24 protein-coding genes are annotated in these 24327 nt (G+C 33.2%); 11 read left to right on the top strand and 13 right to left on the bottom strand.

Annotated elements, in window-relative coordinates; genetic code table 11:
- Positions 1-76: 76 nt before the first annotated feature.
- Positions 77-1978, bottom strand: coding sequence for a DEAD/DEAH box helicase (locus RSE15_RS03535; protein ID WP_324069610.1), 1902 nt, complete (start codon positions 1976-1978; stop codon positions 77-79).
- A 130-nt stretch (positions 1979-2108) separates the two neighbouring features.
- Positions 2109-2690, bottom strand: a complete 582-nt coding sequence (locus tag RSE15_RS03530) for a non-canonical purine NTP diphosphatase (protein ID WP_324069609.1) — start codon at positions 2688-2690, stop codon at positions 2109-2111.
- A gap of 247 nt (positions 2691-2937) precedes the next feature.
- Between RSE15_RS03530 and RSE15_RS03525 the strand changes: the two genes are divergently transcribed.
- Positions 2938-4197 (top strand): cysteate-C-fatty acyltransferase, encoded by a 1260-nt coding sequence (locus tag RSE15_RS03525; RefSeq protein WP_324069608.1) that lies wholly within the window; start codon positions 2938-2940, stop codon positions 4195-4197.
- Positions 4198-4245: 48 nt separating this feature from the next.
- Here the strand turns inward: RSE15_RS03525 and RSE15_RS03520 are convergent, their stop codons facing one another.
- Positions 4246-5364 carry a GTP cyclohydrolase gene (locus tag RSE15_RS03520; RefSeq protein WP_324069606.1) on the bottom strand — a complete coding sequence of 373 codons (1119 nt, stop codon included), beginning with the start codon at positions 5362-5364 and terminating at the stop codon, positions 4246-4248.
- 1 nt (position 5365) lies between these two features.
- The gene (locus tag RSE15_RS03515) at positions 5366-6334 is read right to left on the bottom strand and encodes a transporter (protein ID WP_324069605.1); all 969 of its coding nucleotides are present in this window, start codon (positions 6332-6334) and stop codon (positions 5366-5368) included.
- 107 nt (positions 6335-6441) lie between these two features.
- Between RSE15_RS03515 and RSE15_RS03510 the strand changes: the two genes are divergently transcribed.
- The 4 genes from RSE15_RS03510 to RSE15_RS03495 all read left to right on the top strand — a co-directional run bounded on the left by RSE15_RS03510 (position 6442) and on the right by RSE15_RS03495 (position 12103).
- Positions 6442-6696 (top strand): DUF4834 domain-containing protein, encoded by a 255-nt coding sequence (locus RSE15_RS03510; RefSeq protein ID WP_324069604.1) that lies wholly within the window; start codon positions 6442-6444, stop codon positions 6694-6696.
- An 83-nt stretch (positions 6697-6779) separates the two neighbouring features.
- Complete coding sequence (locus RSE15_RS03505) at positions 6780-9212, top strand: YfhO family protein (RefSeq protein ID WP_324069603.1); 2433 nt, start codon at positions 6780-6782, stop codon at positions 9210-9212.
- Between the two features lie 113 nt (positions 9213-9325).
- Entirely contained in the window at positions 9326-10621 is a 1296-nt protein-coding gene (locus RSE15_RS03500; RefSeq protein WP_324069602.1) for a glycosyltransferase family 4 protein, read from the top strand.
- A gap of 18 nt (positions 10622-10639) precedes the next feature.
- Positions 10640-12103, top strand: a complete 1464-nt coding sequence (locus RSE15_RS03495; protein WP_324069601.1) for an oligosaccharide flippase family protein — start codon at positions 10640-10642, stop codon at positions 12101-12103.
- 259 nt (positions 12104-12362) lie between these two features.
- Here RSE15_RS03495 and RSE15_RS03490 read toward each other — a convergent pair whose 3' ends face one another.
- The 3 genes from RSE15_RS03490 to RSE15_RS03480 all read right to left on the bottom strand — a co-directional run bounded on the left by RSE15_RS03490 (position 12363) and on the right by RSE15_RS03480 (position 13869).
- Positions 12363-13046 carry a hypothetical protein gene (locus tag RSE15_RS03490; protein WP_324069600.1) on the bottom strand — a complete coding sequence of 228 codons (684 nt, stop codon included), beginning with the start codon at positions 13044-13046 and terminating at the stop codon, positions 12363-12365.
- Positions 13047-13243: 197 nt separating this feature from the next.
- The gene (locus RSE15_RS03485) at positions 13244-13567 is read right to left on the bottom strand and encodes a CCC motif membrane protein (protein WP_324069599.1); all 324 of its coding nucleotides are present in this window, start codon (positions 13565-13567) and stop codon (positions 13244-13246) included.
- An 11-nt stretch (positions 13568-13578) separates the two neighbouring features.
- Entirely contained in the window at positions 13579-13869 is a 291-nt protein-coding gene (locus RSE15_RS03480) for a DUF2752 domain-containing protein (protein WP_324069598.1), read from the bottom strand.
- A 108-nt stretch (positions 13870-13977) separates the two neighbouring features.
- Between RSE15_RS03480 and RSE15_RS03475 the strand changes: the two genes are divergently transcribed.
- Positions 13978-14175, top strand: a complete 198-nt coding sequence (locus RSE15_RS03475; RefSeq protein ID WP_324069597.1) for a hypothetical protein — start codon at positions 13978-13980, stop codon at positions 14173-14175.
- The gene (locus RSE15_RS03470; protein WP_324069596.1) at positions 14159-14719 is read left to right on the top strand and encodes a DUF8465 domain-containing protein; all 561 of its coding nucleotides are present in this window, start codon (positions 14159-14161) and stop codon (positions 14717-14719) included. Before RSE15_RS03475 ends, RSE15_RS03470 begins: the two co-directional genes overlap by 17 nt.
- 95 nt (positions 14720-14814) lie before the next feature.
- Here the strand turns inward: RSE15_RS03470 and RSE15_RS03465 are convergent, their stop codons facing one another.
- A complete protein-coding gene (locus RSE15_RS03465; protein ID WP_324069595.1) occupies positions 14815-15321 on the bottom strand; it encodes a hypothetical protein in 507 nt (168 codons plus the stop codon).
- A 122-nt stretch (positions 15322-15443) separates the two neighbouring features.
- On the opposite strand from RSE15_RS03465, the gene RSE15_RS03460 reads away from it, so the two are divergent.
- Positions 15444-16565, top strand: a complete 1122-nt coding sequence (locus tag RSE15_RS03460; protein ID WP_324069594.1) for a cysteine desulfurase family protein — start codon at positions 15444-15446, stop codon at positions 16563-16565.
- Positions 16566-16715: 150 nt separating this feature from the next.
- Here RSE15_RS03460 and RSE15_RS03455 read toward each other — a convergent pair whose 3' ends face one another.
- Both RSE15_RS03455 and pyrE read right to left on the bottom strand, forming a co-directional pair.
- On the bottom strand, positions 16716-17105 hold the full coding sequence (locus RSE15_RS03455) for an SRPBCC family protein (protein ID WP_324069593.1): 390 nt from the start codon (positions 17103-17105) through the stop codon (positions 16716-16718).
- Positions 17106-17145: 40 nt separating this feature from the next.
- Positions 17146-17793, bottom strand: a complete 648-nt coding sequence (gene pyrE / locus RSE15_RS03450; RefSeq protein WP_324069592.1) for an orotate phosphoribosyltransferase — start codon at positions 17791-17793, stop codon at positions 17146-17148.
- Positions 17794-17800: 7 nt separating this feature from the next.
- Here pyrE and RSE15_RS03445 point away from each other — a divergent pair, with 7 nt between their 5' ends.
- On the top strand, positions 17801-18409 hold the full coding sequence (locus tag RSE15_RS03445) for an NUDIX hydrolase (protein WP_324069591.1): 609 nt from the start codon (positions 17801-17803) through the stop codon (positions 18407-18409).
- Between the two features lie 41 nt (positions 18410-18450).
- Here RSE15_RS03445 and RSE15_RS03440 read toward each other — a convergent pair whose 3' ends face one another.
- On the bottom strand, positions 18451-20175 hold the full coding sequence (locus tag RSE15_RS03440; RefSeq protein ID WP_324070396.1) for a M14 family zinc carboxypeptidase: 1725 nt from the start codon (positions 20173-20175) through the stop codon (positions 18451-18453).
- 266 nt (positions 20176-20441) lie between these two features.
- Between RSE15_RS03440 and RSE15_RS03435 the strand changes: the two genes are divergently transcribed.
- Both RSE15_RS03435 and RSE15_RS03430 read left to right on the top strand, forming a co-directional pair.
- Complete coding sequence (locus RSE15_RS03435; protein ID WP_324069590.1) at positions 20442-21839, top strand: DEAD/DEAH box helicase; 1398 nt, start codon at positions 20442-20444, stop codon at positions 21837-21839.
- Between the two features lie 200 nt (positions 21840-22039).
- On the top strand, positions 22040-22609 hold the full coding sequence (locus RSE15_RS03430; RefSeq protein ID WP_324069589.1) for a class I SAM-dependent methyltransferase: 570 nt from the start codon (positions 22040-22042) through the stop codon (positions 22607-22609).
- 154 nt (positions 22610-22763) lie between these two features.
- On the opposite strand, the gene coaD is transcribed toward RSE15_RS03430, so the two are convergent.
- Together coaD and RSE15_RS03420 are read right to left on the bottom strand one after the other, a co-directional pair.
- A complete protein-coding gene (coaD, locus tag RSE15_RS03425; protein ID WP_324069588.1) occupies positions 22764-23222 on the bottom strand; it encodes a pantetheine-phosphate adenylyltransferase in 459 nt (152 codons plus the stop codon).
- A gap of 3 nt (positions 23223-23225) precedes the next feature.
- The gene (locus RSE15_RS03420; protein WP_324069587.1) at positions 23226-24200 is read right to left on the bottom strand and encodes a D-alanine--D-alanine ligase; all 975 of its coding nucleotides are present in this window, start codon (positions 24198-24200) and stop codon (positions 23226-23228) included.
- Positions 24201-24327: the final 127 nt, after the last annotated feature.

The following is a 24327-nucleotide window of genomic DNA, read 5'->3' as shown; positions in this document are numbered from 1 at the left end:
ATTGATTCAAAAATACGAATCAAAAGGTGATATTTTGTAGTTTTCTATAAATTTTTAAGAAAATTAACGAAAAATGTTAACTTCTTCTTGGTCTTTTTGGTCTTGAAGCATCTCCTGCACTTTCAGAACGTCTTGGCGCTCTGTCTGAAAATCCGCCTTCTCTTCTTGGAGCAGCACTGCTTCTTTCGCCTCTAAAGCCACCTTCTCTTTTAGGAGCTGCACCTCTATCGCTACGGAAACCGCCATCTCTACCACCTTCTCTTCTTGGAGCAGAACCACTTCTTTCGCGGTTAAAGCCACCTTCGCGTCTTCCGCCACCAAAACTTCCGCCAGAACTTCTTCCATTATGATCACGTCTACCGCCACCATCATTTTTAGAAATTTCAACGTTGATTCTACGACCATTCATATTGTAACCGTTTAACACTTCCATTACTTTTTCAGTGTGTTCACCGTCTGTATTAAAGAAAGAGAAACCTTCTTTTACATCTACTTTAAATACGTCATCTCTGCCTAAATCTAAAGTTTCTTTGATAAAGTCTTTCAATTGCATCCAATCGAAATCGTCTCTTGCTCCAATGTTGATGAAATAACGAACTGGATCACCTGCTCTAATTTCTCTTGGTTCAGAACTTCTTTCTCTATCATTTCCTCTTTCACCTGATAAATCACGTTTTGATTTGTAATAGTTGATGAATCTATTGAATTCAACAGAAACCATTTTCTTGATTAACTCTTCTTTAGATAAACCATCTAAGACTTCATTAATAGCTGGTAAATAGTTGTCAATTTCGTGATCAACTTCTGTATCTTTAATTTTGTTTGCTAAGTGTAATAACTGAATTTCGCAGATTTCAATTCCAGATGGGATTGTTTTTTCTACGAATTTTTGTTGGATAATACGCTCAATAGAGTGTATTTTTCTGATTTCACTTTTCGTAATGATTACGATAGAAGTTCCTAATTTTCCAGCTCTACCAGTTCTTCCAGAACGGTGATTGTAGGTTTCGATTTCGTCTGGTAATTGGTAATTTACTACGTGCGTAATATTATCTACGTCTATTCCACGTGCCGCAACATCTGTAGCAACTAACATTTGAATTTGACGACCTCTAAACGATTTCATTACGCCATCACGTTGTGCTTGCGATAAATCTCCGTGTAAAGCTGCTGCGTTGTACCCATCTTCAATAAGTTTTTCGGCAACCGCTTGTGTGTCTCTTTTAGTTCTACAAAACACAACCGAGAAAATATCTGGGTTAGCATCTGCTAAACGTTTTAGAGCTTCGTAACGGTCACGAGCATTCACACAGTAATATTCGTGTGAAACTGTTGCTGAACCTGAGTTTTTGCTTCCCACAGTAATTTCCACTGGAGACGACATAAATTGTTTTGCAATACGCGCTACTTCAGCAGGCATAGTTGCAGAAAATAACCAGGTGTTTTTCTCATCTGGTGTGTCCGATAAAATGGAACAAATGTCTTCGTAGAATCCCATATTTAACATCTCATCTGCCTCGTCTAAGATACAAAAATCGATGTTTTTAATGTTTACAAGACCTCTGTTAATCATGTCTTGCATTCTACCTGGTGTAGCCACAATAATTTGTGCACCACGTTTAACTTCTCTAGCTTGTTCTGTAATGCTTGCACCACCATAAACAGCCACTGTATGTAACCCCTTTATGTACTTTGAGTATAATTTAATCTCGTTGGTGATTTGTAAGCATAACTCACGTGTTGGCGATAAAATTAAAGCCTGAGTGTTTTTGTTCTCAGCGTCAATTTTTTGAATTAGTGGAAAACCAAAAGCTGCGGTTTTTCCTGTACCTGTTTGCGCTAGGGCAACTAAATCTGTGTTTTGTTCCAATAGTACTGGAATCGCTTTTTCTTGCACTTCTGACGGATTCTCAAATCCTAGATCTTTAATCGCCAGCAGTAGCGACTCATTCAATCCTAATTGTTCAAATTTATTCATATATTATTTTAAATTGGGTGCAAAGGTACGCTTTAAAAATCATATAAACTAATTTGTTATATATTGATTTTCAATATTTTAGATAAAAATATATAAATAGAATTGTAATGAATAGGTAATTCCGAAAGTTTTAGACGTTGTTTTTAATAAAATATTCTATCAATTGCTTAACTGCAATTCCTCTGTGACTGATGGTTGATTTTTCTTCCATACTTAATTCAGCAAAAGTTTTATTATATCCGTCAGCTACAAAAATTGGATCATACCCAAATCCGTTAGTTCCAATTTTTTCTTCAATGATTTTTCCGTGAATAATTCCAGAGAATAAGTTTTGCTTCCCTTTTAAATTTAAGGCAATCACTGTTTTAAAATTAGCTTTTCGATTGGTTTTATCTTTTAATTTGAATAAAAGTTTGTCCATGTTATCATTTGCATCTTTTTGTTCACCTGCATAACGAGCCGAATACACTCCAGGAGCTCCGTTTAAAGCTTTCACTTCCAAACCTGTGTCGTCTGCAAAACAATCGTAACCATATTTTTCGGTAACGTAATTGGCTTTTAAAATCGCATTTCCTTCAATTGTAACAGCTGTTTCTGGAATATCTTCAAAACAACCAATCTCTTCCAAACTGACAATTTGAATGGTGTTTGGAACTAAAGCCTGAATTTCTTGAATTTTATTTTTGTTGTTGGATGCAAAAACGAGTTTCATGTGAAGTAATTTAGAAATGTAAAAATACGAAACGTCTAAAAAGTATAAAAGCCGATCTGGAGCGATCGACTTTTACGGTGAACGTGTAACCACATTTCTGTGTCGTTCGCTGCAAATGTAAGCCCATTTATCAAATAAACAAGTGCTTTTCTAATTTATTTTTTTTGCTTCATTTTTACTTCCAAATAAATTATAATAAAAACTTTTTTCTTTATACTTTTGCATCGTTTTTAACACCTATAATATCATGGTAAAAGATTTATTCGAAAGAATTCAAAACAATAAAGGTCCTTTAGGAAAATGGGCTTCACAAGCAGAAGGATATTTTGTATTCCCTAAACTAGAAGGAGAATTAGGACCAAGAATGCAATTTCAAGGAAAAGATATTTTAAACTGGAGTTTAAATGATTATTTAGGATTAGCAAATCATCCAGAAGTTAGAAAAGCTGATACAGAGGCTGCAATGCAATATGGAGCAGCTTACCCAATGGGCGCTCGTATGATGAGTGGTCATACAAAATATCACGAACAATTAGAACAAGAATTGGCAGCTTTCGTAATGAAAGAATCGGCTTATTTATTAAATTTTGGTTACCAAGGAATTATGTCAACCATTGATGCTTTGGTTACTAGAAATGATGTAATTGTTTATGATGTTGATGCTCATGCATGTATTATTGATGGAGTACGCTTACATAGTGGAAAGCGCTTTACTTACAAGCACAACGACATCGAAAGCATGGAGAAAAACTTGCAACGAGCAACAAAATTAGCTACAGAAACTGGTGGAGGAATATTATTCATTACCGAAGGAGTTTTCGGTATGCGTGGTCAACAAGGAAAACTGAAAGAAGTTGTTGAGATGAAAAAGAAATACAATTTCCGTTTATTGGTTGACGATGCCCACGGTTTTGGTACACTTGGTAAAACAGGTGCTGGAGCAGGTGAGGAGCAAGGTTGTCAAGATGGAATTGATGTGTATTTCTCAACTTTCGCAAAATCAATGGCTAATATCGGTGCTTTCGTTGCAGCAGATAAAGATATTATCGATTATTTAAAATATAATTTACGTTCGCAAATGTTTGCAAAAGCGTTGCCGATGATTCAAACAATTGGTTCATTAAAACGTTTGGAGTTATTACGTAATTCATCTGAAATTAAAGATAAATTATGGGTTAATGTAAATGCTTTACAAAATGGATTAAAAGAAAGAGGATTTAATATTGGTGATACGAATACTTGTATTACACCAGTATATTTAGAAGGTTCTATTCCAGAAGCAATGATTATGGTAAATGACTTACGTGAAAACTACGGAATTTTCCTTTCTATTGTAGTATATCCTGTGATTCCTAAAGGAATTATTTTATTAAGAATGATTCCTACAGCTTCTCATACCTTAGAAGATATTGCTGAAACTTTAGCGGCTTTTGAAGCTATTCGTGAGAAATTGGTAAACGGAACGTATGCTAAAATTGCAGAGGCAAGTGTTCAAAATGTAGAATAAAATATTCTTTATAAAATAGAAAAGGGATCCCAATTGGAATCCCTTTTTTTATAGTTCTTTTTTATATGTTCTTCTACGTTTGTTGATTTTTGTATTGAAGTTTTTCCATAAATTATGGATGGCATGATTTTCTTCTAATTCAGGTGTTCTAGTGCATGTATCGATGCCTTTTGCTTGACAAATTTTATAATATTCATCAAAAATTATTGCTGTAACACCTTTACTTTGATATTCAGGAGTAACCCCAATAAGATAAAAAACTACTTCTTTTGAATGTTTTCTAGCTTGAAGCAAATGATAAAATCCGAAAGGGAATAGTTTTCCATTAGCTTTTTTGAGTGCTTGTGAAAATCCTGGCATTACTATAGCAAAAGCTATCATATTATCGTTTTTATCCATTATGAATTTAATAAATTCTGGATTTATAAAACTAATATATTTCTTTTTAAAATATTCTTTTTGAATACTGTTAATAGGTACAAATGATTGTAATTTTGAATACGTTTCATTAAACAAATCAAACATTTTGTCCACATAAGGCATGATGTCTTTTGTCTTTGTAAAGTTTAGACTTCGCAATTCATATCTTTGTTTTACAAGTGAACTAAATTTTGTAAATTGTGTTGGGTCAATATTACTAAATGAGAAAGTACTTTCAATGTATTCCTTTTCTTTTACGAAGCCTAATTGTTCAAAATGCTCTTTGTAATATTGCAAACTATACCAAGTAATCATATTGCCCATTTGGTCAAAACCTTCAGTCAATATACCAACTTTGTCTAAGTTTGAAAAACCAATTGGACCTTCCATGTGATCCATTTGGTGTTTTTTTCCTAGTTCTTCTACTTTTTCCAACAACGCTTTGGTAACTTCAATGTCATCAATCACATCAAACCATCCAAATCGAGTTTTTCTTTTGCCTAATAAATTTACTTCTTCCCAATTTATAATTGCTGCAATTTTGCCAACAATCTTATTGTCTTTATAGGCTAAATAAAAATGGGCTTCTGCAGTTTGAAGGGCTGGATTTTTTGTTTTATCAAAAGTTTCAAGCTCTTCAGCAATAATAGGAGGTATCCAGTACGGGTTGTTTTTATATAATTCGAAAGAAAACATCACGTAATCTTTCATTTCTTTTTTGGTAAGTGCTTCTTTAATTGTTATCATTTTATTCTACGGCATCTTTTCTTTTCTTCGCTTCTTTTTCTCCTTTTTTCTTCATTTTTTTATCTGTTTTGGTTTCAGTTCCTGGTTTTGCAATTTGTACTTCTTCATATTGATCTGCAAAACGCCATGAAAATCCAATTCCAGCATTCAAAATACCTGGAGTATCTTTTATGTTTTTTCCGATTGACGCATCAACCTGCATGTTTTTATCAAACAAAAATGCAGCGCCAAATCGTAATATACCATCACTATAATAGTCGCCCATGTAGCCTTGGTTTTCGATAAATCCAGACCATTGAGCGTTAAATCCTCTGGTAAGAGTTACTACATAATTTACACTAGCAAAATCGGTTCCAATTTTATCATACGATAAGTTAGTTACTAATACCCAGTGGCTTCCAAAATGATTTTGAGCAATTGCAGTCACTTTAGGACTAAAACTTGGTTCTTCTAATCCAACAGGCGCATAATTAAAAGGGTTGTCACCAACATTGAAATTTCCTCCAGCATACATTGAAAAAGCTGGAATAAATTGTCTCCATTTAAAACGATGGTTAGCCTTCCAACTATACAAGTTAGGTTTGTCTTCGTAATTTTTAAATGGATCATAAATTAAATACTTAGCACCTAAAGTCAATTGCTTAAGACCACTTCTGCCTTCTTCATAACTTCCTGAAGTTAAGTTGTCTTTTTGGTATTGAATTTCGCCTATAATTTCTAGTTCTTCTTTCAAAAATCCGTATCTGATTGCTAATTCTCCCACAAAACCTTTAGCTTGATAGTTTAGTGTATTATGGTCTTCTGATACATAAGTAACGCCAGTTTCGGTTTGAATAATTTTTTTACCAACCGCAAAAGCCATCATTGATTTTCCAGGACGATTAGAGTTAATTTCATCTGTAAATTGAGCATAAGAAAATTGACAAATACTTACAAATGTCAATGCAAAAAGTGTATGAAGTGATTTCATGAAAAATGATTTATGTCCAAAAATAGTTATTTTATCATAATTTTAAGAAATAAATTTGAAGTTTTACCGACCAATAACTGTATTTTTGAACTTTAAAATTTTATAGCATGGAAATGGCTTCAATTACAGGAACTGTAAAAGTTATATTTTACATTATTCTGTTTTATTATTTGTTCAAGTTTTTAATGCGAATATTTGCCCCAATTTTAATGCAAAAAGCGGTGAATAAGATGCAGGAAAAAATGCAAGAACAATACAGACAACAACAAGAGCAGCAAAGTAGTGCTTCTCAAGGAAGTACTTCAACTCCTAAGCCTAAAAAAGAAGTAGGTGAGTACATTGATTATGAAGAAATAAAATAATTGAATGCGATTCAATAGCTGTAAGGATATTTTAACAATATCCTTTTTTTAATTACTTTAGCACCCTATTTACAAGTATACTCATGAAGAATATAAAAGCATTTTATCCTCATTTATTAGTTTTAGTAGGATTTATTTTGGTTTCACTAATTTATTTTTATCCCGTTTTACAAGGGAATAGAATCTTTCAATCCGATATTGTTCAATATACCGGAATGGCAAAAGAACAAATTGATTTCAGAAAAGAAACGGGAGAAGAACCCTTTTGGACGAATAGTGCTTTTGGAGGAATGCCAACTTATCAATTAGGAGCTAAATATCCTAACGATGTTATTGGAATGTTAGATGATGCCTTACGCTTTCTTCCTCGCCCTGCGGATTATTTATTTTTATATTTCTTAGCCTTTTATGTTTTATTAATGGTTTTGAAAGTAGATCCTTTAAAAGCTTTCTTCGGAGCTTTAGCCTTTGGATTATCAACTTATTTGATTATCATTTTAGGTGTTGGTCATAATGCTAAAGCACATGCAATTGCTTACATGCCAATGGTAGTTGCTGGAGTTTTGTTGGTTTTTCAAAGAAAATATATCGTTGGCGGATTGCTTACTATGGTTGCAGCAGCGTTAGAAATCAATGCGAATCACTTCCAAATGACCTATTATCTGCTGTTGTTAGTATTGATAATTGCTGTGTATTACATTGTAATAGCAGTAAAGAATAAAGAATTCAAAGAACTTGGAAAAATTATCGGAGTTTTTGCTGTTGCGGGAATTTTTGCATTAGGAGCCAATGCAACTAATTTAATGGCCACTTCCGAGTATGCTAAATTTTCTACTCGTAATAATAGTGAATTAACCTTTAATCCAGACGGTTCGCCAAAAACAGATAGTAATGCAATGTCTTACGATTACATTACCGAATATAGTTATGGGATTGCAGAGAGTTTGAATCTAATTGTTCCAGGACTTTTTGGAGGTTCAAATAATGAAAATATAGGTGTTAAATCAGAAACTTATGAAAACTTTGTGGCGCAGGGTTATCCAGCAGACCAAGTACAAGGATTAGTAGAACACGCACCTGCTTATTGGGGTGACCAACCTATTGTTGCGGCACCAGCCTATATTGGAGTAGTTGTCTTTTTCTTATTCGTAATGGCTTTTTTTGTTGATAAACGAAAAATTAAATATTTATTTCTAGCGGGAGCTATTTTTTCATTGTTGCTTTCTTGGGGTAAGAATTTCAGTTTTTTAACGGATTTCTTTATCAATTATGTACCTTTTTACGATAAATTTAGAGCTGTTTCTTCAATTCAAGTTCTTTTAGAATTGTGTGTGCCCGCTTTAGCGATTGTAGGATTGTATCAATTTTTCAAACAAGACGAAAAAGCAAAATGGAATGCCCTTTGGAAATCTGGAGCCATTACTTTTGGACTTTTGGTAGTGTTATTTTTAATCAAAGGTATGTTCAATTTCTCTGCGGCAAATGATGCGATGTATGCCCAAGCGTATGGGGATGATTTCATCCGTACATTAAAAATTGATAGAGCTGCTTTGTATACTTCCGATGTCTTACGTTCTATGTTGTTTATTGGACTTACTTTTGGTGTTTTATTTTTGTTTGTAAAAAACCTGATGAAAGAAGCTACAGCAATTATTATAGTTGGAGTCTTGATGGTTTTCGACTTGTTTATGGTAGATAAACGTTATGTAAATAACAATCCCGATCAATTCAGAAGTGCAAGAGAAGTAGATATGCCATTTAATCCTACAGAAGCTGACCAAAGAATTTTAGCCGATACTACACATTTCCGTGTTTTTGAAGTAGAAGGCGGAATGAGTAGTGCTAGAACGTCATTTTTTCATAAATCGATTGGTGGATACCATGCGGCGAAACCTAGAAGAATGCAACAATTATTCGACTATCAAATCGCGAAAAATAACGTTCGTGTGTTAAACATGTTAAACGTAAAATACGTCATCCAATCCGATGAAAACGGACAAAAATTAGCGTTACAAAATCCAGCAGCCAATGGAAATGCTTGGTTTGTGGAGAAAGTTAAGTTTGTGAGCTCTGCCAATGAGGAAATGAAAGCGTTGGATAGTTTGGATAATAAAAATGAAGTGGTCATGAATGAAAGAAATTATGTCGACCATTTGAAAGGAACAAAATTTAATGGAGAATTTAAGAAAGATTCTATTTCATCAATAAATTTAGTTTCTTACAAACCAAATCAGTTGAAATACGTTTCAAATAATAGTAAGGAAGGTTTTGCTGTTTTCTCTGAAATGTATTACGAAAATGGTTGGAAAGCTACTGTTGATGGGAATGAAGCGAAAATATTTCAAGTAAACTACGTTTTAAGAGGTTTACAAATTCCAGCAGGAAAACATACTATTGAATTCAAATTTGAACCTCAAGTTGTCAAAACAGGAAGTACCATTGCATTAATCAGTTCAATTGGAATGCTTTTATTAATTGGAGCTGGAGTTTATTTCGAGAGAAAGAAAAAAGTATAATTAGTTAGGAACGCAGATAATAAAGATTTTATCTGTTTACTATGTTAAGTGAAACGCCTTTCTAAAAATCATTAAAGTAGACCTATGTGTCTATGTGTTTTATAAAAATAAAGTTGCAACCAACCAAAAAAATACTCATCATTTCCTATTACTGGCCACCTGCAGGAGGTCCAGGAGTGCAACGTTGGTTGAAATTTGTCAAATATTTACCCGATTTTAACATCGAACCACACGTTTATATTCCTGAAAACCCAACTTATCCTTTAATTGATGAGAAATTAATGAGTGAAGTTTCGGATAAAGCAGTTATTATCAAACAACCAATTTTTGAACCTTACGGATTGGCTTCGATTTTTTCGAAAAATAAGACTAAAAAAATCAGTTCAGGAATTATTCCGAATCAAAAAAAGCAATCGTTTGTAGAAAAAGCAATGCTTTGGATTCGTGGTAATGTTTTTATTCCTGATGCAAGAGTGTTTTGGGTGAAACCTTCGGTTAAGTTTTTGAAACAATATCTTCAAGAACATCAAATCGATACGATAATTACCACAGGTCCGCCTCATAGTTTGCATTTGATAGGCTTACAGTTAAAAAAAGAATTAAAAATCACTTGGTTAGCTGATTTTCGTGATCCTTGGACAACCATTGGCTATCACAAACAGTTGAAATTAAGTTCGTGGGCGGCTAAAAAACATAAAAATTTGGAAAAGGAAGTCATGAATACTTGTGACCGACTTCTAGTAACATCTCCTACTACAAAAACTGAGTTTGAGGCCATTACTTCAAAACCAATAGAGGTGATTACAAATGGTTATGATGTAGAGAAAGTGATTAAAAAACCCTTGGATGAAAAATTCACTTTAGCGCACATTGGTTCCTTTTTATCCGCTAGAAATCCGAGAATTTTGTGGAAAGCACTGAAAGAATTAACGAAAGAAAATCCTGAATTCAAAAAACAGTTCCAATTAAAGCTAATAGGAGCGGTGAGTGCTGAGGTGCTTCAAGCTTTAAAAGAATTTAAATTGGAAAAATATGTGAATCATTTGGGCTATTTACCACATGATGAAGCCATAATCGAACAACGTAGCTCACAAGTTTTGTTACTTATCGAAATTGATTCAGAAGAAACTAAATGTATTATTCCTGGAAAATTATTCGAATATATGGTTTCAGAACGACCAATTATTGCCATTGGACCTGAAAACGCTGATTTTTCTCAAATCATTAAAGAAACAAATACAGGAACGTTCTTCAAATATGACGAATTAGAAGCTTTAAAAGCACAAATTTTGAAGTGTTTCGAGCAATATCAACAAAATAATTTAAAAGTATATCCTGTTGATTTGCAACAATACAGCAGAAAATCATTGACAGAGAAATTAGCCAAACTGCTAATCACTAATCACTAATCACTTTTTACTAAAAACATGGGAATTGTCATCAAACAATCGATTAAGAATACCATTATTACCTACATTGGCTTTGGTATTGGGGCAATTAACACGTTGTTTATGTATGGACAATTTCTAGGCGATACCTTTTATGGCTTAGTCGGATTTATTTTGTCGGCAGCCAATATAATGATGCCTTTGATGGCGTTTGGTGTGCACAATACGTTAGTGAAATTCTATAACGAATACGAAACCGAAGAGAAAAAATCGCAATTTCTAACGTTTGTTTTGGTGTTGCCTTTACTAATAATTCTTCCAATAAGTTTGATAGGTTATTTTGGTTATCATCAAATTGCGGAATTATTATCGCAAAAAAATCCAATTGTATATGATTATGTTTGGCAAATTCCAGTAATTGGGCTTTGTATGGGATATTTTGAGATTTTTTACGCTTGGGTAAAAGTGCATTTACAATCGGTTTATGGGAGTTTTGTGAAAGAAGTTTTGCTTCGTGTGCTAATTTCGATTTTCTTATTTGCAGTTTATTTTGATTTCCTTTCGCCACAGCAATTCGTTTTTGCTTTAATGGGAATTTACTTTTTATCGCTCATTGCTATGTTTTTATACGCAATGAAAGTCAAAACACCGTGTTTCAATTTAGTTTTTCCTGACAATGCAAAAGCAGTTTTAACCTATTGTTTTTTTATTATTTTGTCGGGAAGTGTAGCCAATATGTTATTAGATGTAGATAAATTCATGTTGAATTTTTACATCAATATCGATAATATTGCGTTTTATTCGGTTGCTATTTTTATTGCGACTGTGATTGCTGTGCCAAGTCGTGCGATGCATCAAATTACGTATCCAATTACGGCTAAATTGATGAGTGAAAATAAGCACGATGAACTAAATGAATTGTATAAAAAATCTTCCATTACGCTTCAAGTTATCGGTGGTTTAATTTTAGTTGGGATTTTGGTTAATATAAATGAATTATACAGTGTTTTACCAGCAGGTTATAGCGAAGGAATTGCTGTGGTTTTCTTTATTGGTATTTCTAAATATTTCGATTTGGTTTTAGGAAACAATAATGCAATTATTTTTAACTCAAAATATTATCAAGCAGTCTTATTTTTAGGATTATTTCTAGTTTTTATGACGGTTTCTTTAAATATGATCTTCATTCCGCTTTATGGCTTAAATGGAGCGGCTATAGCAACGTTAATATCAATTACGTTATATAGTTTAGCTAAATTGCTTTTTGTGGTGCTTAAAATGAAGTTATTTCCGTTTACAAAAAATACGATTGTAGCTTTGGTTCTAACAATAGTAAGTTTTGGTTTGTTTTACTATTGGGATTTTAGTTTTCACCCATTTGTAAATATTATCCTGAAATCGATTTTAGTAACTATTTTCTACTTGGGATTGAGCTATTATTTGAAAATCTCTTCCGATATTAATTTTGTGATGAACTCTGTTTTCAAGAGAATATTCAAGTAATACTAGTTCGCAAAGCCTCTAAGACACATTTTTAAACATATAAGTCATTTAAGTTTGTTTCCTATGTTGATTATGTCAAGTGAAACGTCCGAAGCTTCGGACTAAAAATACTCGCAAAGCATAACTATGAATCTATGTATTTAAAAAAGTTTAAAAGTTCAGATAAGTGATTTTTTGACTTTGACTTTGCGATTGAACATAAAAAATCCTGCTTCATCTTCCCAGAATTCACAGGATTTAAAACAAACTAACCAACCAATTATTTATCTTTTTTTACTTCTAAAGTTTCTTTTTTGATTTCTTTTATATCTTCTTCAGACATTTTTGCTTTTGAACCATCTTTTCGGTAGTAATAAAAGTCATCGTCACTTTCATAATCATCATTGTAATCATCCCCGTAACCATAGCCGCCATTTCCACCTGAGTAATGAGTTCCAGGGTTGTAGAAGTAACCGCCGTTAGCGTGGTTGATAAAACCATATACATCTACAATTCGTCCTCTTCTGTCGTACACAATTCGCATGTTACCCACTTTAGTTACAGCAAAACTGTTATAACTCATGTAAATTGTCCCAATACGTTTAACTCTTCCATATGCATCGTAGTTAATATAAACATTTCCTACGCGTCTTACTCTACCAAAATTATCGTGTTCTACTCGAATACCTCTTTCTGAAGTTCCATAGTACATTCCTCTTGGAGCACCACTTGTTCCGTTGACTCTTGGTCTAACCGCAGGTCTTGTGTTGAAATCAAATTCTCCATTTGGAAACAGCATAAACTCAATTCCTCGTTCTTTAAAAATAATAGGTTCGGCATCTCGATAATCGATATAATAACCTCTTCTATCTGTGTTGTCAGAAAAAACAGGGTTTTCTGACGCATAAGCCATACTTCCTACCAGTATGAAGCTGGCTACTACTAAAAGTGTAATTTTTTTCATGATACAAATATTTAAAGATTAAACTAACAACTACATTTTAAAATTTGTTTCTAAAAAGGTTGCTTGATTAGTTGTTTTCAATTGCTGTGCCAAACTCAAAAAAAGAGGTGTGAACGATTTGTTAATGAGTTGTTATTAAACAAAAAAAGAACGCTAACTTATTGATAGCGTTCTTTTTGTATGTTTTAATGTTGGGTTTATTTTCCGTATCTTCGAATAAATTCTTGTTGCATTTGTTCAATACCTTCCATACCTAAAGTAGAGAAAAGAACAACTACATAGATTAAATAGATAGCTCCTAACACAATACCAATAATGCTTAAAATTTTACCAATTTTAAGATTGTTGTAATTTGTATATTGGCTTGGGTTTTCGGCATATAATTTAGTGTCTTTGTTTGCCAAAACTAATCCAACTACTCCAAGGATTATACTAATGATTCCATAGCAACAACACGTTAAAATTGAAAAAATCCCCAGAATAAGTACTGCGGTTGCATTAGGTAATTTTTGATTTTCCATATTTATTTAATTTAATTGGTTAAGTTGTTAAAATACATTTTGATAAAATAGGCTATCAGAATTACAGCTCCATTTAGTATAGCACTTGAAATTACTAATTTAGTATAATTTCTCTTTTTGTCGAATAAGTGAAGGCTCAGTAAAATAAAGAATAAGCCTAAAGTATAAATAGCAGGAAAAATTTTAAAGGCTTCATAAAATTCACCTTCCATCAAAAAAGCAATGGCTCTTTGAGTTCCACAACCTGGACATTCAACTCCAAAAAGTTGTTTGTTCATACAAGGCAACATATGTTCTTCCATAAAACTTTTTGCTGTTAAAATTGCATTACAAGTTTACAAAAAAAAGTTCAAAAACAAATACTAATTTTAAAAAGACTACTTTTGAAAACTTTATTTAAAGAGAAAATTATGAAGCAATTTTTATACATTTTGATGTTTGCCGCAGTCGGAATTTTTGCTATGATTGAGCAATCAAAACCAGCTCCAAATCGATTTATTATGATAGGGGCAATGGCCGTTTTTATGTTTGGATTATTTAGATTGATGAAGAAAATTCCATCTCAAAATAATGGAGAAAACGAAGAAGAAAATGACACAGAAATTTGAAATAGGAGATAAGGTTGCCGTTTTAGACGACGACATTTCAGGGGTAGTAATTAAGGTTCAAAATAATGAAATTTCGGTGGAAACTACCGATAAATTTATGATGACATTTTTTGTCAACGAATTAGTTAAAATAAACAATTCCAATGATTTAAGCGGTTTTTTCTCTAGTCAAAGTTTAGGTTCTGTTTTAAAAGAGAAAGAAGAGCCTAAAAAGCGAAGTTTTGTCAAAGAAAAGCGTTCTCGTAAAGATGAATTTGTCTTAGAAGTTGATTTGCATATTGAAAAATTAGTCCCTTCAAAACGTGGAATGAGCAACTATGATATTCTGACTTTACAAATGGAAACAGCAAAGAGACAACTCGATTTTGCTATCAAAAATCGAATGCCAAAAGTGGTGTTTATTCATGGTGTAGGTGAAGGTGTTTTGAAGGCCGAATTAGACTTTATGTTGGGTCGTAATGATGGTATTTCATTCCAAGATGCGAACTATCAAAAATATGGTTTGGGAGCTACAGAAGTGTACATCAAACAAAATGTGAAGTAACATTTTGGTTTAAAATTTAACTCGAATTTCACTTCGTAAAATAAAAAAAGGACTACTCAAATTTGAATAGTCCTTTCACTTTTAAAAATATTTTTTTACAAATCGGTTTCGTAATTTCCGAAAGTATACTCTGTAAAACTAAATGAATTGGTAGGTCCAGAAAAGTTTACATTTTTAAATTTAATGTTATGCGTGTATCCATTAATTGTTGTTCCGTCAGAAGCGTAGAGTGCATCTGTAATTATTTCGATTGTTCCACCAGTAGCATTCCATTCCTGATTAACTACAGGTGTAGCGGGTGGAATAAGATTGCAAATACTTGTTGAAGTAACAGTTGTAGAATAAATTCTGTAGATAATTTGATTGGTTGAACTTACACTAACAATTCGTGGACTTCCATCAGGAGTTTCAACATTTGCAAAACTAGCTTCTGGAATATTGATTAACAACATTTCATCGCTATTAATTTTAAAAATCAAATTATTATCTGTGCATTCTTGAACGGTTACGGAATCAAAATTGAAAGATTCCAACGTAATATCGCCATCATCACAAGCTTGTAGCATAAAAACTGAGGCTACTAAAACTATAAGTTTTTTCATTTATTCATCGAATTTATGCAACAAAAATAAAGGTTTTAATTTATTATTTTGCTAAAGTTTGTTAATTTCAACACGAATTGAATTTAAGACCTCCAAAATAAAATGATTTGTATCTTTGCCTTATGAGAAAAGTGTATTTAGATAACGCCGCAACCACGCCTATTCATCCAGAAGTTATTACTGCGATGATGAGTGTACTTCAAAATGATTTCGGAAACCCATCTTCAACGCACAGTTTTGGTCGAAGTGCCAAGACTTTGTTAGAATCATCCCGAAAATCCATTGCGAAATTACTAAATGCACAAGCTTCCGAAGTTATTTTTACATCAAGTGCTACTGAAGCCACCAATTGGATTTTGACCAGCGCGGTTAAAGATTTGGGGATAAAACGCATTATTACGACTAAAATCGAGCATCACGCTACGTTGCACACGGTTGAACATTTAGCAAAGGAATTCGGGATTCAAGTGGAATATATCACCATTTTACCAAACGGAAATATCGATTATCAAGATTTGGCTTCAAAATTATTGTCAGAAGTTCCAACATTAGTATCATTAATACACATTAATAACGAAATAGGAACGATTTTAGACATCAAACGTGTTTCAGATTTATGCAAGTATGCGAAAGCGCTTTTTCATTGTGATACGGTGCAATCTGTAGGGAAAACGAATTTAGATGTACAAGAGTTGGGAATCGACTTTTTAGTGGCTTCTGCGCATAAATTTCATGGTCCAAAAGGAATTGGGTTTGCGTATTTGAAAAAGAATTCAATGCTACAACCGATGATTTTTGGCGGCGAACAAGAAAAAGGCATGCGTGCCGGAACAGAAGCCGTACATCAAGTTGTTGGAATGGCAAAAGCGTTAGAATTAGCTTATGAACATTTAGAAAATGACATCAATTTCATTTCCGATTTAAAAAACTACTGCTTTTCGGAATTAAAAAAAGTATTTACAGAGTTGAAAATCAACGGAGAAAATACTTTTTATAACCTTTTGAATGTGCAATTACCATTATCAGAAGAAAAGACATCAATGTTGTTATTTACGTTAGACATGAAAGGAATTGCCGTTTCACGCGGAAGCGCTTGCCAAAGCGGAAGCACCAAACCATCGCACGTTTTAGCCGAATTTTTATCATCAGAAGAAGCTAAAAAACCAAGTTTACGCATTTCATTCAGCCATTTTAATACAAAAGAAGATATTGATTTGCTGGTTGAGGCTTTGAAAACGGTATAAATAAAACTTCTGTCATGCTGAACTCGTTTCAGCATCTCAAAAATATAAGAAAAGATCCTGAAACAAGTTCAGGATGATAATAATCAATAAAAAAACACGAATTACAACAATTAAATCATGTAATTCGTGTTCAATAAGTTATTCAGGAAACTACAATTTCCCCATATTTTGAGCTAATGTCTCAATGAATTTTGTAATAGGTCCTTTGATCATCATTGCCATCATTGGGTTGAAATCACCTTCAAATGCTAATTGTACATCTGTTGTATCGTTTACTTCGGTTAAGTTTGCTGTTAAAGTAAACGGTAATTTACTTGAAGCTCCTCCTAAAACAACTTGTGAGTTTGGAGTTCCACCTTTTTTTACCAATTTAATTTCTGGCATTCCTTTTAATCCGAATTCAAAGCAATTTTCGTCGATTACTTCAAATTTTGCGATATTTTCAGGCATTAATTTCTCGAAATTCTTTACGTCGTTCAAAGCGTTGAATAAATATTCAGCCGATTTTGCTACGTTTACTTTTGGACTTTCTAAGTTCATATGTTTTTTTGTTTATTGTTGATGGTTTATTGTTTGTGATTTAAACTTCCACGTTCCACTCAGCAGGATTAGCGTTCCAAGCACTTAATGTCGCTAATTCGTTTTCTGAAACATATTGTTTGTCAACCGCTTTTTGCAATAAGTTTTCGTAATTACTTAACGTAAAAACATCCAAATTAGCTGCTTCAAAGCGCTCTTTTGAAACTGGAAAACCATACGTAAAAATAGCTGCCATTCCTTTGATGTTTGCGCCTTCGTTGCGTAATGCTTCTACAGCTAATAAACTACTTCCGCCTGTTGAAATTAAATCTTCTACGACTACCACATTTTGTCCTTTTTGCAAGAAACCTTCCACTTGGTTTTGTCTTCCGTGTTTTTTTGGCTCTGGACGAACGTATACAAAAGGCAGTCCCATTGCTTCTGCAACAAGAATTCCAATGCCAATGGCACCCGTTGCAACGCCTGCAATAACGTCGGGTTTACCAAATTTTTCTTCAATATGTTTGGCAAATTCATCACGAATATAGTTTCTAACCGCTGGAAATGAAAGGATTATACGGTTATCACAATAAATCGGAGACTTCCAGCCTGAAGCCCACGTAAAAGGATTTTTAGAATTTAATTTAATTGCGTTTATTTGTAAAAGCAATTCGGCTGTTTGTTGCGCTGTGTTGTTATTAAAAATCATATTGCAAATGTATAAAGTTTTTGTGAACGATAAGCCACTTTTTTTGACAAATGAAGTGCAAAAAGAAACTGATTTCAAACTTTTTTTATTGGAAAGTGTTGATATCAAGAAGTTGATTGTTAAAATTTTTCAGCATAAAATTCAGAAAGCGTTTCTGTATCATCCCGATGAAAAGTTAATTATGAAAACGCTACGTGCGAAATTACCTGTTGAAAAAGCGGGTGGTGGATTGGTTTATAATGCAAATGGAGACGTACTTTTTATTTTTAGAAACGGCAAATGGGATTTGGCAAAAGGCGGTATGGAAAAAAATGAAACCATTGAAGAAACCGCAATTCGAGAAGTGGAAGAAGAAACCGGAGTTACCGGATTAGTCATTACCGATAAATTACAAAAAACCTATCATATTTTTAAACGCAACGGACGCTACAAACTAAAAATTACGCAATGGTTTGAAATGCGAACCAAATACGAAGGCACACCACAAGGCCAAGCAGATGAAGGCATTGAACGAGTAGAATGGGTGAATCCAAAGGATATTAAGTTTTTATTGGAGAACTCGTACGAGAATATTAAGTTGTTGTTTGAGGCGGAGAAATCTAATGTGTCAATTTGATAATTAGACAATGTGCCAATTTAGGCTCATTAACACATTGTCTAATTCAATCTATAAACTGGATACTGCAAATGCGCTTTTTCATAATAAGGCGATTGTCTGTACACCCAATCCAATTGCGCTGCGCCGTTTTCAGTGAAAGCTTTGTCGTTTTGTTTCTTTTGTTCTAATTCGGCTTTGATTTTTGGATTTTTATCTAAGAATTCTTTGGCTAAATCTTCAAAAACATAACTCGAAAAATATTCTTTTTGTTGTAAAATAGGGTCAAAGAAGTTCCAATTGAAATAACTATCCACCGCTTCTGGTTCTAATGTTTCTACTAAATATTTCACACCTGGTTGATTCGTGTAAAACACATAATCACCCATGAAAAATTTCACCTTTTGAGTCGATTTAGACACTTTCGTATTGTAATGTCCGTAATGTCCTTCGTAAGGTGATTTTGAGGTTTGATAACTTTCAATTTTATACGATTCTACTTCAATAATGGTGTCTTTTTGAAGACGATGCGCATTGATATTGTTCAATTTTAAAATATCCAACACTTGCCATTGTGATTGCGGAATAATATACGCTTTTGGAATGTTTATGAATTTCGTAGGTTTATAATTGCCATAAAACGGAATTTTTTTGGTAAACGGTTTGCTTTTATCGTAAAACAATCGGTCTTTTCCTGAAATATCACTTGGCTTGTATCCGCCTTGATAGCCTTTAAAATCAATATATGACACTTTGGTTGAATCTATTGCCCAATCCATCGGATATTCCATTCCAGCTTGATATTCGTTCAATGCGTCTTTTCGCATTTGTTTGATTTTTTGCCAATTCGCATCTGCAAAACCAATCGTGCTGACCATAAATTCGTAAGTAACTTTTACTCGTTCTTTGTAGACTTTCAACATGTGTGTTTCGGGAACAAATCCTAAGGTGTGGAATAAAGTTGAATAACCTGTGGCATATCTTGGTGTATCGGTAAATTGCTCAAAACCTTTATCAGGTGTAGTACTGTGTACATTTACATACGGAACCACATCGATTTTCTTTTTGTTCATGTCTTTAACCACCGAAGGATACAATTCGTTGATGAAATAATTACCTAATTTGTTTCCCAAACGTTCATGTTGGGTCGCAATACAAGTAAATGTATATTGATAATCCGCACCATTAGAAACGTGATTATCTAAGAAAATATCAGGATTTAACTCTGTAAATAACTTTTGAAAACTTCTCGAATTTTTAGTATCCGATTTAATAAAATCGCGATTCAAATCATAATTTCGCCCATTTCCTCTAAAACCATATTCTTCAGGACCGTTTTGATTGGCTCTTGAATGCGAATTTCGATTCAACATCCCACCAACACTATACACTGGAATAGCCGCAATAAAGGTGTTTTTAGCCGTTTTGATTTTTCCCGTGGCTAAATCACGCATTAACATCATGGTAGCGTCAATGCCGTCGGGTTCACCAGCGTGAATGCCGTTGTTGATTAATATTACGGCTTTATTTTTTGTAAAATATTCGTCAAAATCAAATTTTCCTTCGCTTGAAAAAATCACTAAATGCAGAGGTTTTCCGCTATCTGTGGTTCCTTTGTGAATCATTTGGATGTTGGCAAAACGTTCGTCTAATTTTTCATAAAACGCAATACATTCTTCATAAGTAGTAGATTGATTGCCATTGCCACGTTCAAAAGGCGTAGATAAATCGTTTTGTGAAAACACGGAAATCGAAAAGAAAAGCAAACTTATTTTTAAAAAACGCATAGCAGAATTGTATTTGATTTTCAAAAATAAAGTTTTTTACTTGAAACACATAGAAACATAGTTTAATTGTTAGAAGTGGTGAGTCATTTTAACTCTTTTTATAGTTTACATAGTTTATTTTCACCCAAATTTTGGGCTATCCAATTCTTTTTTCCTATGTTTCTATGTGGTTCAAAACTCTTTAATTTTACTTTATTTAATTGTATTGATCGGGTTAATTTAAAAATCGATAGGCATCAATCAACAATCATCACTATCTTTGCCGCATGAGTCAAAATCCGTATTCCAACAATGTACTATTGAATCTTGGTATTCAAAGTTTAAATAAGATGCAAGAAGTAGCGCAACAAGCTATTTTGAATGAAGATAATATTTTATTGCTTTCGCCAACGGGTTCTGGGAAAACCTTAGCTTTTTTATTACCTATTTTTCATTTATTAGAAGAAGACGTAAAAGGTGTGCAATGCTTAATTTTAGTGCCTTCGCGCGAATTAGGTTTGCAAATTGAACAAGTTTGGAAAAAAATGGGTACGCATTACAAAGTCAATACGTGTTATGGTGGCCATTCCATTGATATCGAAATCAATAATTTGAGTAATCCTCCAGCGCTTTTAATTGGAACACCTGGAAGAATTGCAGACCATCTTGATAGAGGAAGTTTTGCTACCGAGAACATTAAAACCTACGTTTTAGACGAGTTTGACAAGTCGTTACAATTGGGTTTTCATGAGGAAATGTCCTATATCATTGGAAAAATTACCAGAGCCAATAAACGTATTTTAGTTTCTGCGACTTCAGGTGTGGAAATTCCGAAATATACCAAAGTAATTGATCCGAAAGTAATTGATTTTATTCCGAACCAAAAACAGAACGATAATTTAGATGTTCGCATTGTATTTTCGAAATCCAAAGATAAAATTGATTCGCTTTTTCAGTTGATTTGCTCTATAAATTCAGAAGCTGCGATTATTTTTTGCAACCATAGAGAAGCGGTAGAACGCATTCATGAAATGTTAATGCAAAAAGGTATTATTTCGACTTATTATCATGGCGGATTAGATCAAGACGAACGTGAACGTGCTTTAATTCAGTTTCGAAATGGAAGTGTTTCCTATTTGATTACAACCGATTTAGGTGCGAGAGGTTTGGATATTCCTGAAATGAAACACGTAATTCATTACCATTTACCCGCAAAAGAAGACGAATTTACCCACAGAAACGGAAGAACCGCACGTATGTTAGCAACCGGAACCGCTTATGTGCTAATTCACGAAACCGAGAAAAAATCTGATTATTTTGATTATGGCAAACGCCGTTTAGATGTTTCCAATGCGAAATCATTACCAAAAGCACCTTTATATCAAACGCTTTACATCAGCGGAGGAAAGAAAAATAAGTTGAATAAAATTGACATTGTAGGTTTCTTTTCGCAAAAAGGAAAATTAGAAAAAGACGATATTGGATTAATTGAAGTAAAAGATTTTATTTCGTTTGTAGCGGTGAAATATCCAAAAGTAAAATCGTTATTGCAAAACATCAAAGAGGAGAAAATGAAAGGGAAAAAGTATAAAATTGAAGTAGCGAGAAAGGTGATTAAGAAGGAGGAAGAAGAGGAAGAAAACCATCCAAAATTTACGTCACGTAAAGAGAATAATAGGAAATAGTACTTTATTTTAATTAAAAAAGAGATGAATTAGTTTTTTGTCATTCCGACGCAAGGAGGAATCACATAACGTAGATTGAATTATGAGATTTCTCCTTAGGTCGAAATGACAATGTATTTATGTAAATTCAGGATAAAATGAATCTAACTTGTCCATTATGTAATTCCACATCAACGCTTTTTTGCGAAAAGTCAAAGCATTTGTTCTATAAATGCACCAATTGCGAAGGTATTTTCAGACCAAAACATACTTTCTTAACCGCTGAAGAAGAGAAAGAACACTACGAAAAACATAACAATGATGTTTATGATGAACGCTATCAAAACTTTGTTTCACCAATCGTAAATGCTATTTTACAAGATTTTTCACCAGAAGCTAAAGGTTTAGATTTTGGTTCAGGAACGGGTCCAGTGATTGCAAAAATGTTGACTGATAAAGGCTATCAAGTTCAGAATTACGATTTATTTTTTGGAAATGAACCATCACTTTTGAACCAAAAATACGATTATGTTTCTTGTTGCGAAGTAATGGAACATTTTCATCATCCGTATCAAGAATTTGAATTATTGAAAAGCTTATTACTTCCGGAAGGAAAATTATACTGTAAAACAGAAGTTTTCAACAACCAAAAGCCTTTTGAAAATTGGTATTACAAAGATGATTTTACCCATGTTTTTATATACCAACCCAACACCTTGGAATGGATAAAAACTGAGTTTCACTTTTCGAATTTAATTATCAAAGAGAAATTGATTGTGTTTGAATGCTAAAATGAATTATCAAAAGTATTTAACCACATAGAAACATAGTTATTAAGACTTTTTTAGATCATAAATGATTTACATAGTCTATGTTTACTTAAGTTAGTAAAACGCCTTTTATAGACTTTAACTAATTTCTATGTTTCTATGTGGTTAAAAAAAATTATTTCTTATCCAAAACCGCTTTAGGAACCAATTGCGAAATGTCGCCACCGTTTCTTAATACATCACGTACAATACTTGAGGAAATAAAAGAAGTTCTAGCAGCTGTTAATAAGAAAACGGTTTCTATTTTAGACATGACACGATTGGTGTGTGCGATGGCTTTTTCAAATTCAAAATCAGCCGGATTTCTTAGTCCGCGTAAGATGAATTCCGCGTTTTCTTTTTTACATAAATCGATTGTTAAACCAGAGTAGGTGATGACTTTTACTTTTGGCTCGTCTTTGAAAGCTTCTTCGATAAAGCGTTTTCTATCTTCTAAGGAAAACATGTATTTTTTTTCGGCATTAACACCAATCGCTACAATCACTTCATCAAATAAAGAAACGCCTCTTTTGATAATATCGTAATGCCCGTTCGTAATGGGGTCAAATGATCCTGGAAATATTGCTTTTTTCATTTTTTACTTCTTTAAAGCCAATTCAATAGCGTTTTCAAATAATTCAGGTAATGAAATTCCTGCTTCTCTAGCTTGTTGTGGTAAAATACTTTCGGTAGTTAAGCCTGGAATCGTATTCATTTCTAACATGTGTGGTTCGTTGTTTACGATAATGAATTCACTTCTCGAAAAACCTTTCATTTTCAATACTTCATAAGCTCTTTTGGCAACCGTTTCGATTTTTACTTTCAATTCATTTGAAATCCTCGCTGGCGTAATCTCTTTAGATTTCCCTAAATATTTCGCTTCGTAATCAAAAAAGTCGTTTTCGGATACGATTTCGGTAATAGGTAAAACGGTAACCGTTCCTTTATAGTTGATTACACCCACCGAAACTTCTGTTCCGTCCAAGAAACTTTCTATGATGATTTCGTCGTCTTCTTTGTAAGCATTTTCAATGGCTGGAAGAAATTCTGCTGCTGTTTTTACTTTCGAAATTCCGAAACTTGAACCTGATTTATTTGGTTTTACAAAACAAGGTAAACCCACTTTAGCTAAAATGGTATCTACGTTAATTTCGTTGCCTAAATTCAAATAGTACGATTCCGCCGTTTTGATTCCGTATGGTTTTAAAACCGACAACATATCACGTTTATTGAATGTTAACGAGGCTTGGTAATAATCGCACGAAGTTTGAGGAATATTCAATAATTCGAAATAGGCTTGCATCAAACCATCTTCGCCCGGTGTTCCGTGAATGGCATTAAAAACCACATCAAAATTGATTTTTGAACCATTAACTGTTACTGAAAAATCGTTTTTATCAATAGGAAATTCGGTATCATTTTCGTCTATATACACCCATTTTTCTTTAAAAATATGAATGCGGTATGGATTAAATTTTGCACGATTAATGTTCTTAAACACTACATTTCCGCTAGTTAACGAAATTTTGTACTCACTAGAGTAACCTCCCATTATAATGGCTACGTTTTTCATTGTAAATTTCAAATTGTTCTACACAAAATTACATTATTTATTGAGATTTTATATTCTTTTATTCGTTTACCATAGAAATATTTTTTCAAATATGCCGTTTTAAAAGTGTGAAGAAATCAAAATGAAT

Origin of the sequence: Flavobacterium sp. (assembly GCF_035195345.1) — a bacterium.
Taxonomy (GTDB): Bacteria; Bacteroidota; Bacteroidia; order Flavobacteriales; family Flavobacteriaceae; genus Flavobacterium.
Note: the sequence above shows the minus strand (reverse complement) of the source record. Positions and strands in the feature narration are given on the sequence as shown.

Coding starts and splice junctions, on each gene's coding strand:
- RSE15_RS03455 (WP_324069593.1), bottom strand. CDS start 17,105: ATGAACTTAGAAAGTCCAAAAGTAAACGTAGCAAAATCGGCTGAATAT.
- RSE15_RS03445 (WP_324069591.1), top strand. CDS start 17,801: ATGTATAAAGTTTTTGTGAACGATAAGCCACTTTTTTTGACAAATGAA.
- RSE15_RS03435 (WP_324069590.1), top strand. CDS start 20,442: ATGAGTCAAAATCCGTATTCCAACAATGTACTATTGAATCTTGGTATT.
- RSE15_RS03495 (WP_324069601.1), top strand. CDS start 10,640: ATGGGAATTGTCATCAAACAATCGATTAAGAATACCATTATTACCTAC.
- RSE15_RS03505 (WP_324069603.1), top strand. CDS start 6,780: ATGAAGAATATAAAAGCATTTTATCCTCATTTATTAGTTTTAGTAGGA.
- RSE15_RS03530 (WP_324069609.1), bottom strand. CDS start 2,690: ATGAAACTCGTTTTTGCATCCAACAACAAAAATAAAATTCAAGAAATT.
- RSE15_RS03520 (WP_324069606.1), bottom strand. CDS start 5,364: ATGATAACAATTAAAGAAGCACTTACCAAAAAAGAAATGAAAGATTAC.
- coaD (WP_324069588.1), bottom strand. CDS start 23,222: ATGAAAAAAGCAATATTTCCAGGATCATTTGACCCCATTACGAACGGG.
- RSE15_RS03490 (WP_324069600.1), bottom strand. CDS start 13,046: ATGAAAAAAATTACACTTTTAGTAGTAGCCAGCTTCATACTGGTAGGA.
- RSE15_RS03485 (WP_324069599.1), bottom strand. CDS start 13,567: ATGGAAAATCAAAAATTACCTAATGCAACCGCAGTACTTATTCTGGGG.
- RSE15_RS03510 (WP_324069604.1), top strand. CDS start 6,442: ATGGAAATGGCTTCAATTACAGGAACTGTAAAAGTTATATTTTACATT.
- RSE15_RS03525 (WP_324069608.1), top strand. CDS start 2,938: ATGGTAAAAGATTTATTCGAAAGAATTCAAAACAATAAAGGTCCTTTA.
- RSE15_RS03535 (WP_324069610.1), bottom strand. CDS start 1,978: ATGAATAAATTTGAACAATTAGGATTGAATGAGTCGCTACTGCTGGCG.
- RSE15_RS03470 (WP_324069596.1), top strand. CDS start 14,159: ATGACACAGAAATTTGAAATAGGAGATAAGGTTGCCGTTTTAGACGAC.
- RSE15_RS03460 (WP_324069594.1), top strand. CDS start 15,444: ATGAGAAAAGTGTATTTAGATAACGCCGCAACCACGCCTATTCATCCA.
- RSE15_RS03440 (WP_324070396.1), bottom strand. CDS start 20,175: ATGCGTTTTTTAAAAATAAGTTTGCTTTTCTTTTCGATTTCCGTGTTT.
- RSE15_RS03465 (WP_324069595.1), bottom strand. CDS start 15,321: ATGAAAAAACTTATAGTTTTAGTAGCCTCAGTTTTTATGCTACAAGCT.
- RSE15_RS03480 (WP_324069598.1), bottom strand. CDS start 13,869: ATGGAAGAACATATGTTGCCTTGTATGAACAAACAACTTTTTGGAGTT.
- RSE15_RS03420 (WP_324069587.1), bottom strand. CDS start 24,200: ATGAAAAACGTAGCCATTATAATGGGAGGTTACTCTAGTGAGTACAAA.
- pyrE (WP_324069592.1), bottom strand. CDS start 17,793: ATGATTTTTAATAACAACACAGCGCAACAAACAGCCGAATTGCTTTTA.
- RSE15_RS03515 (WP_324069605.1), bottom strand. CDS start 6,334: ATGAAATCACTTCATACACTTTTTGCATTGACATTTGTAAGTATTTGT.
- RSE15_RS03475 (WP_324069597.1), top strand. CDS start 13,978: ATGAAGCAATTTTTATACATTTTGATGTTTGCCGCAGTCGGAATTTTT.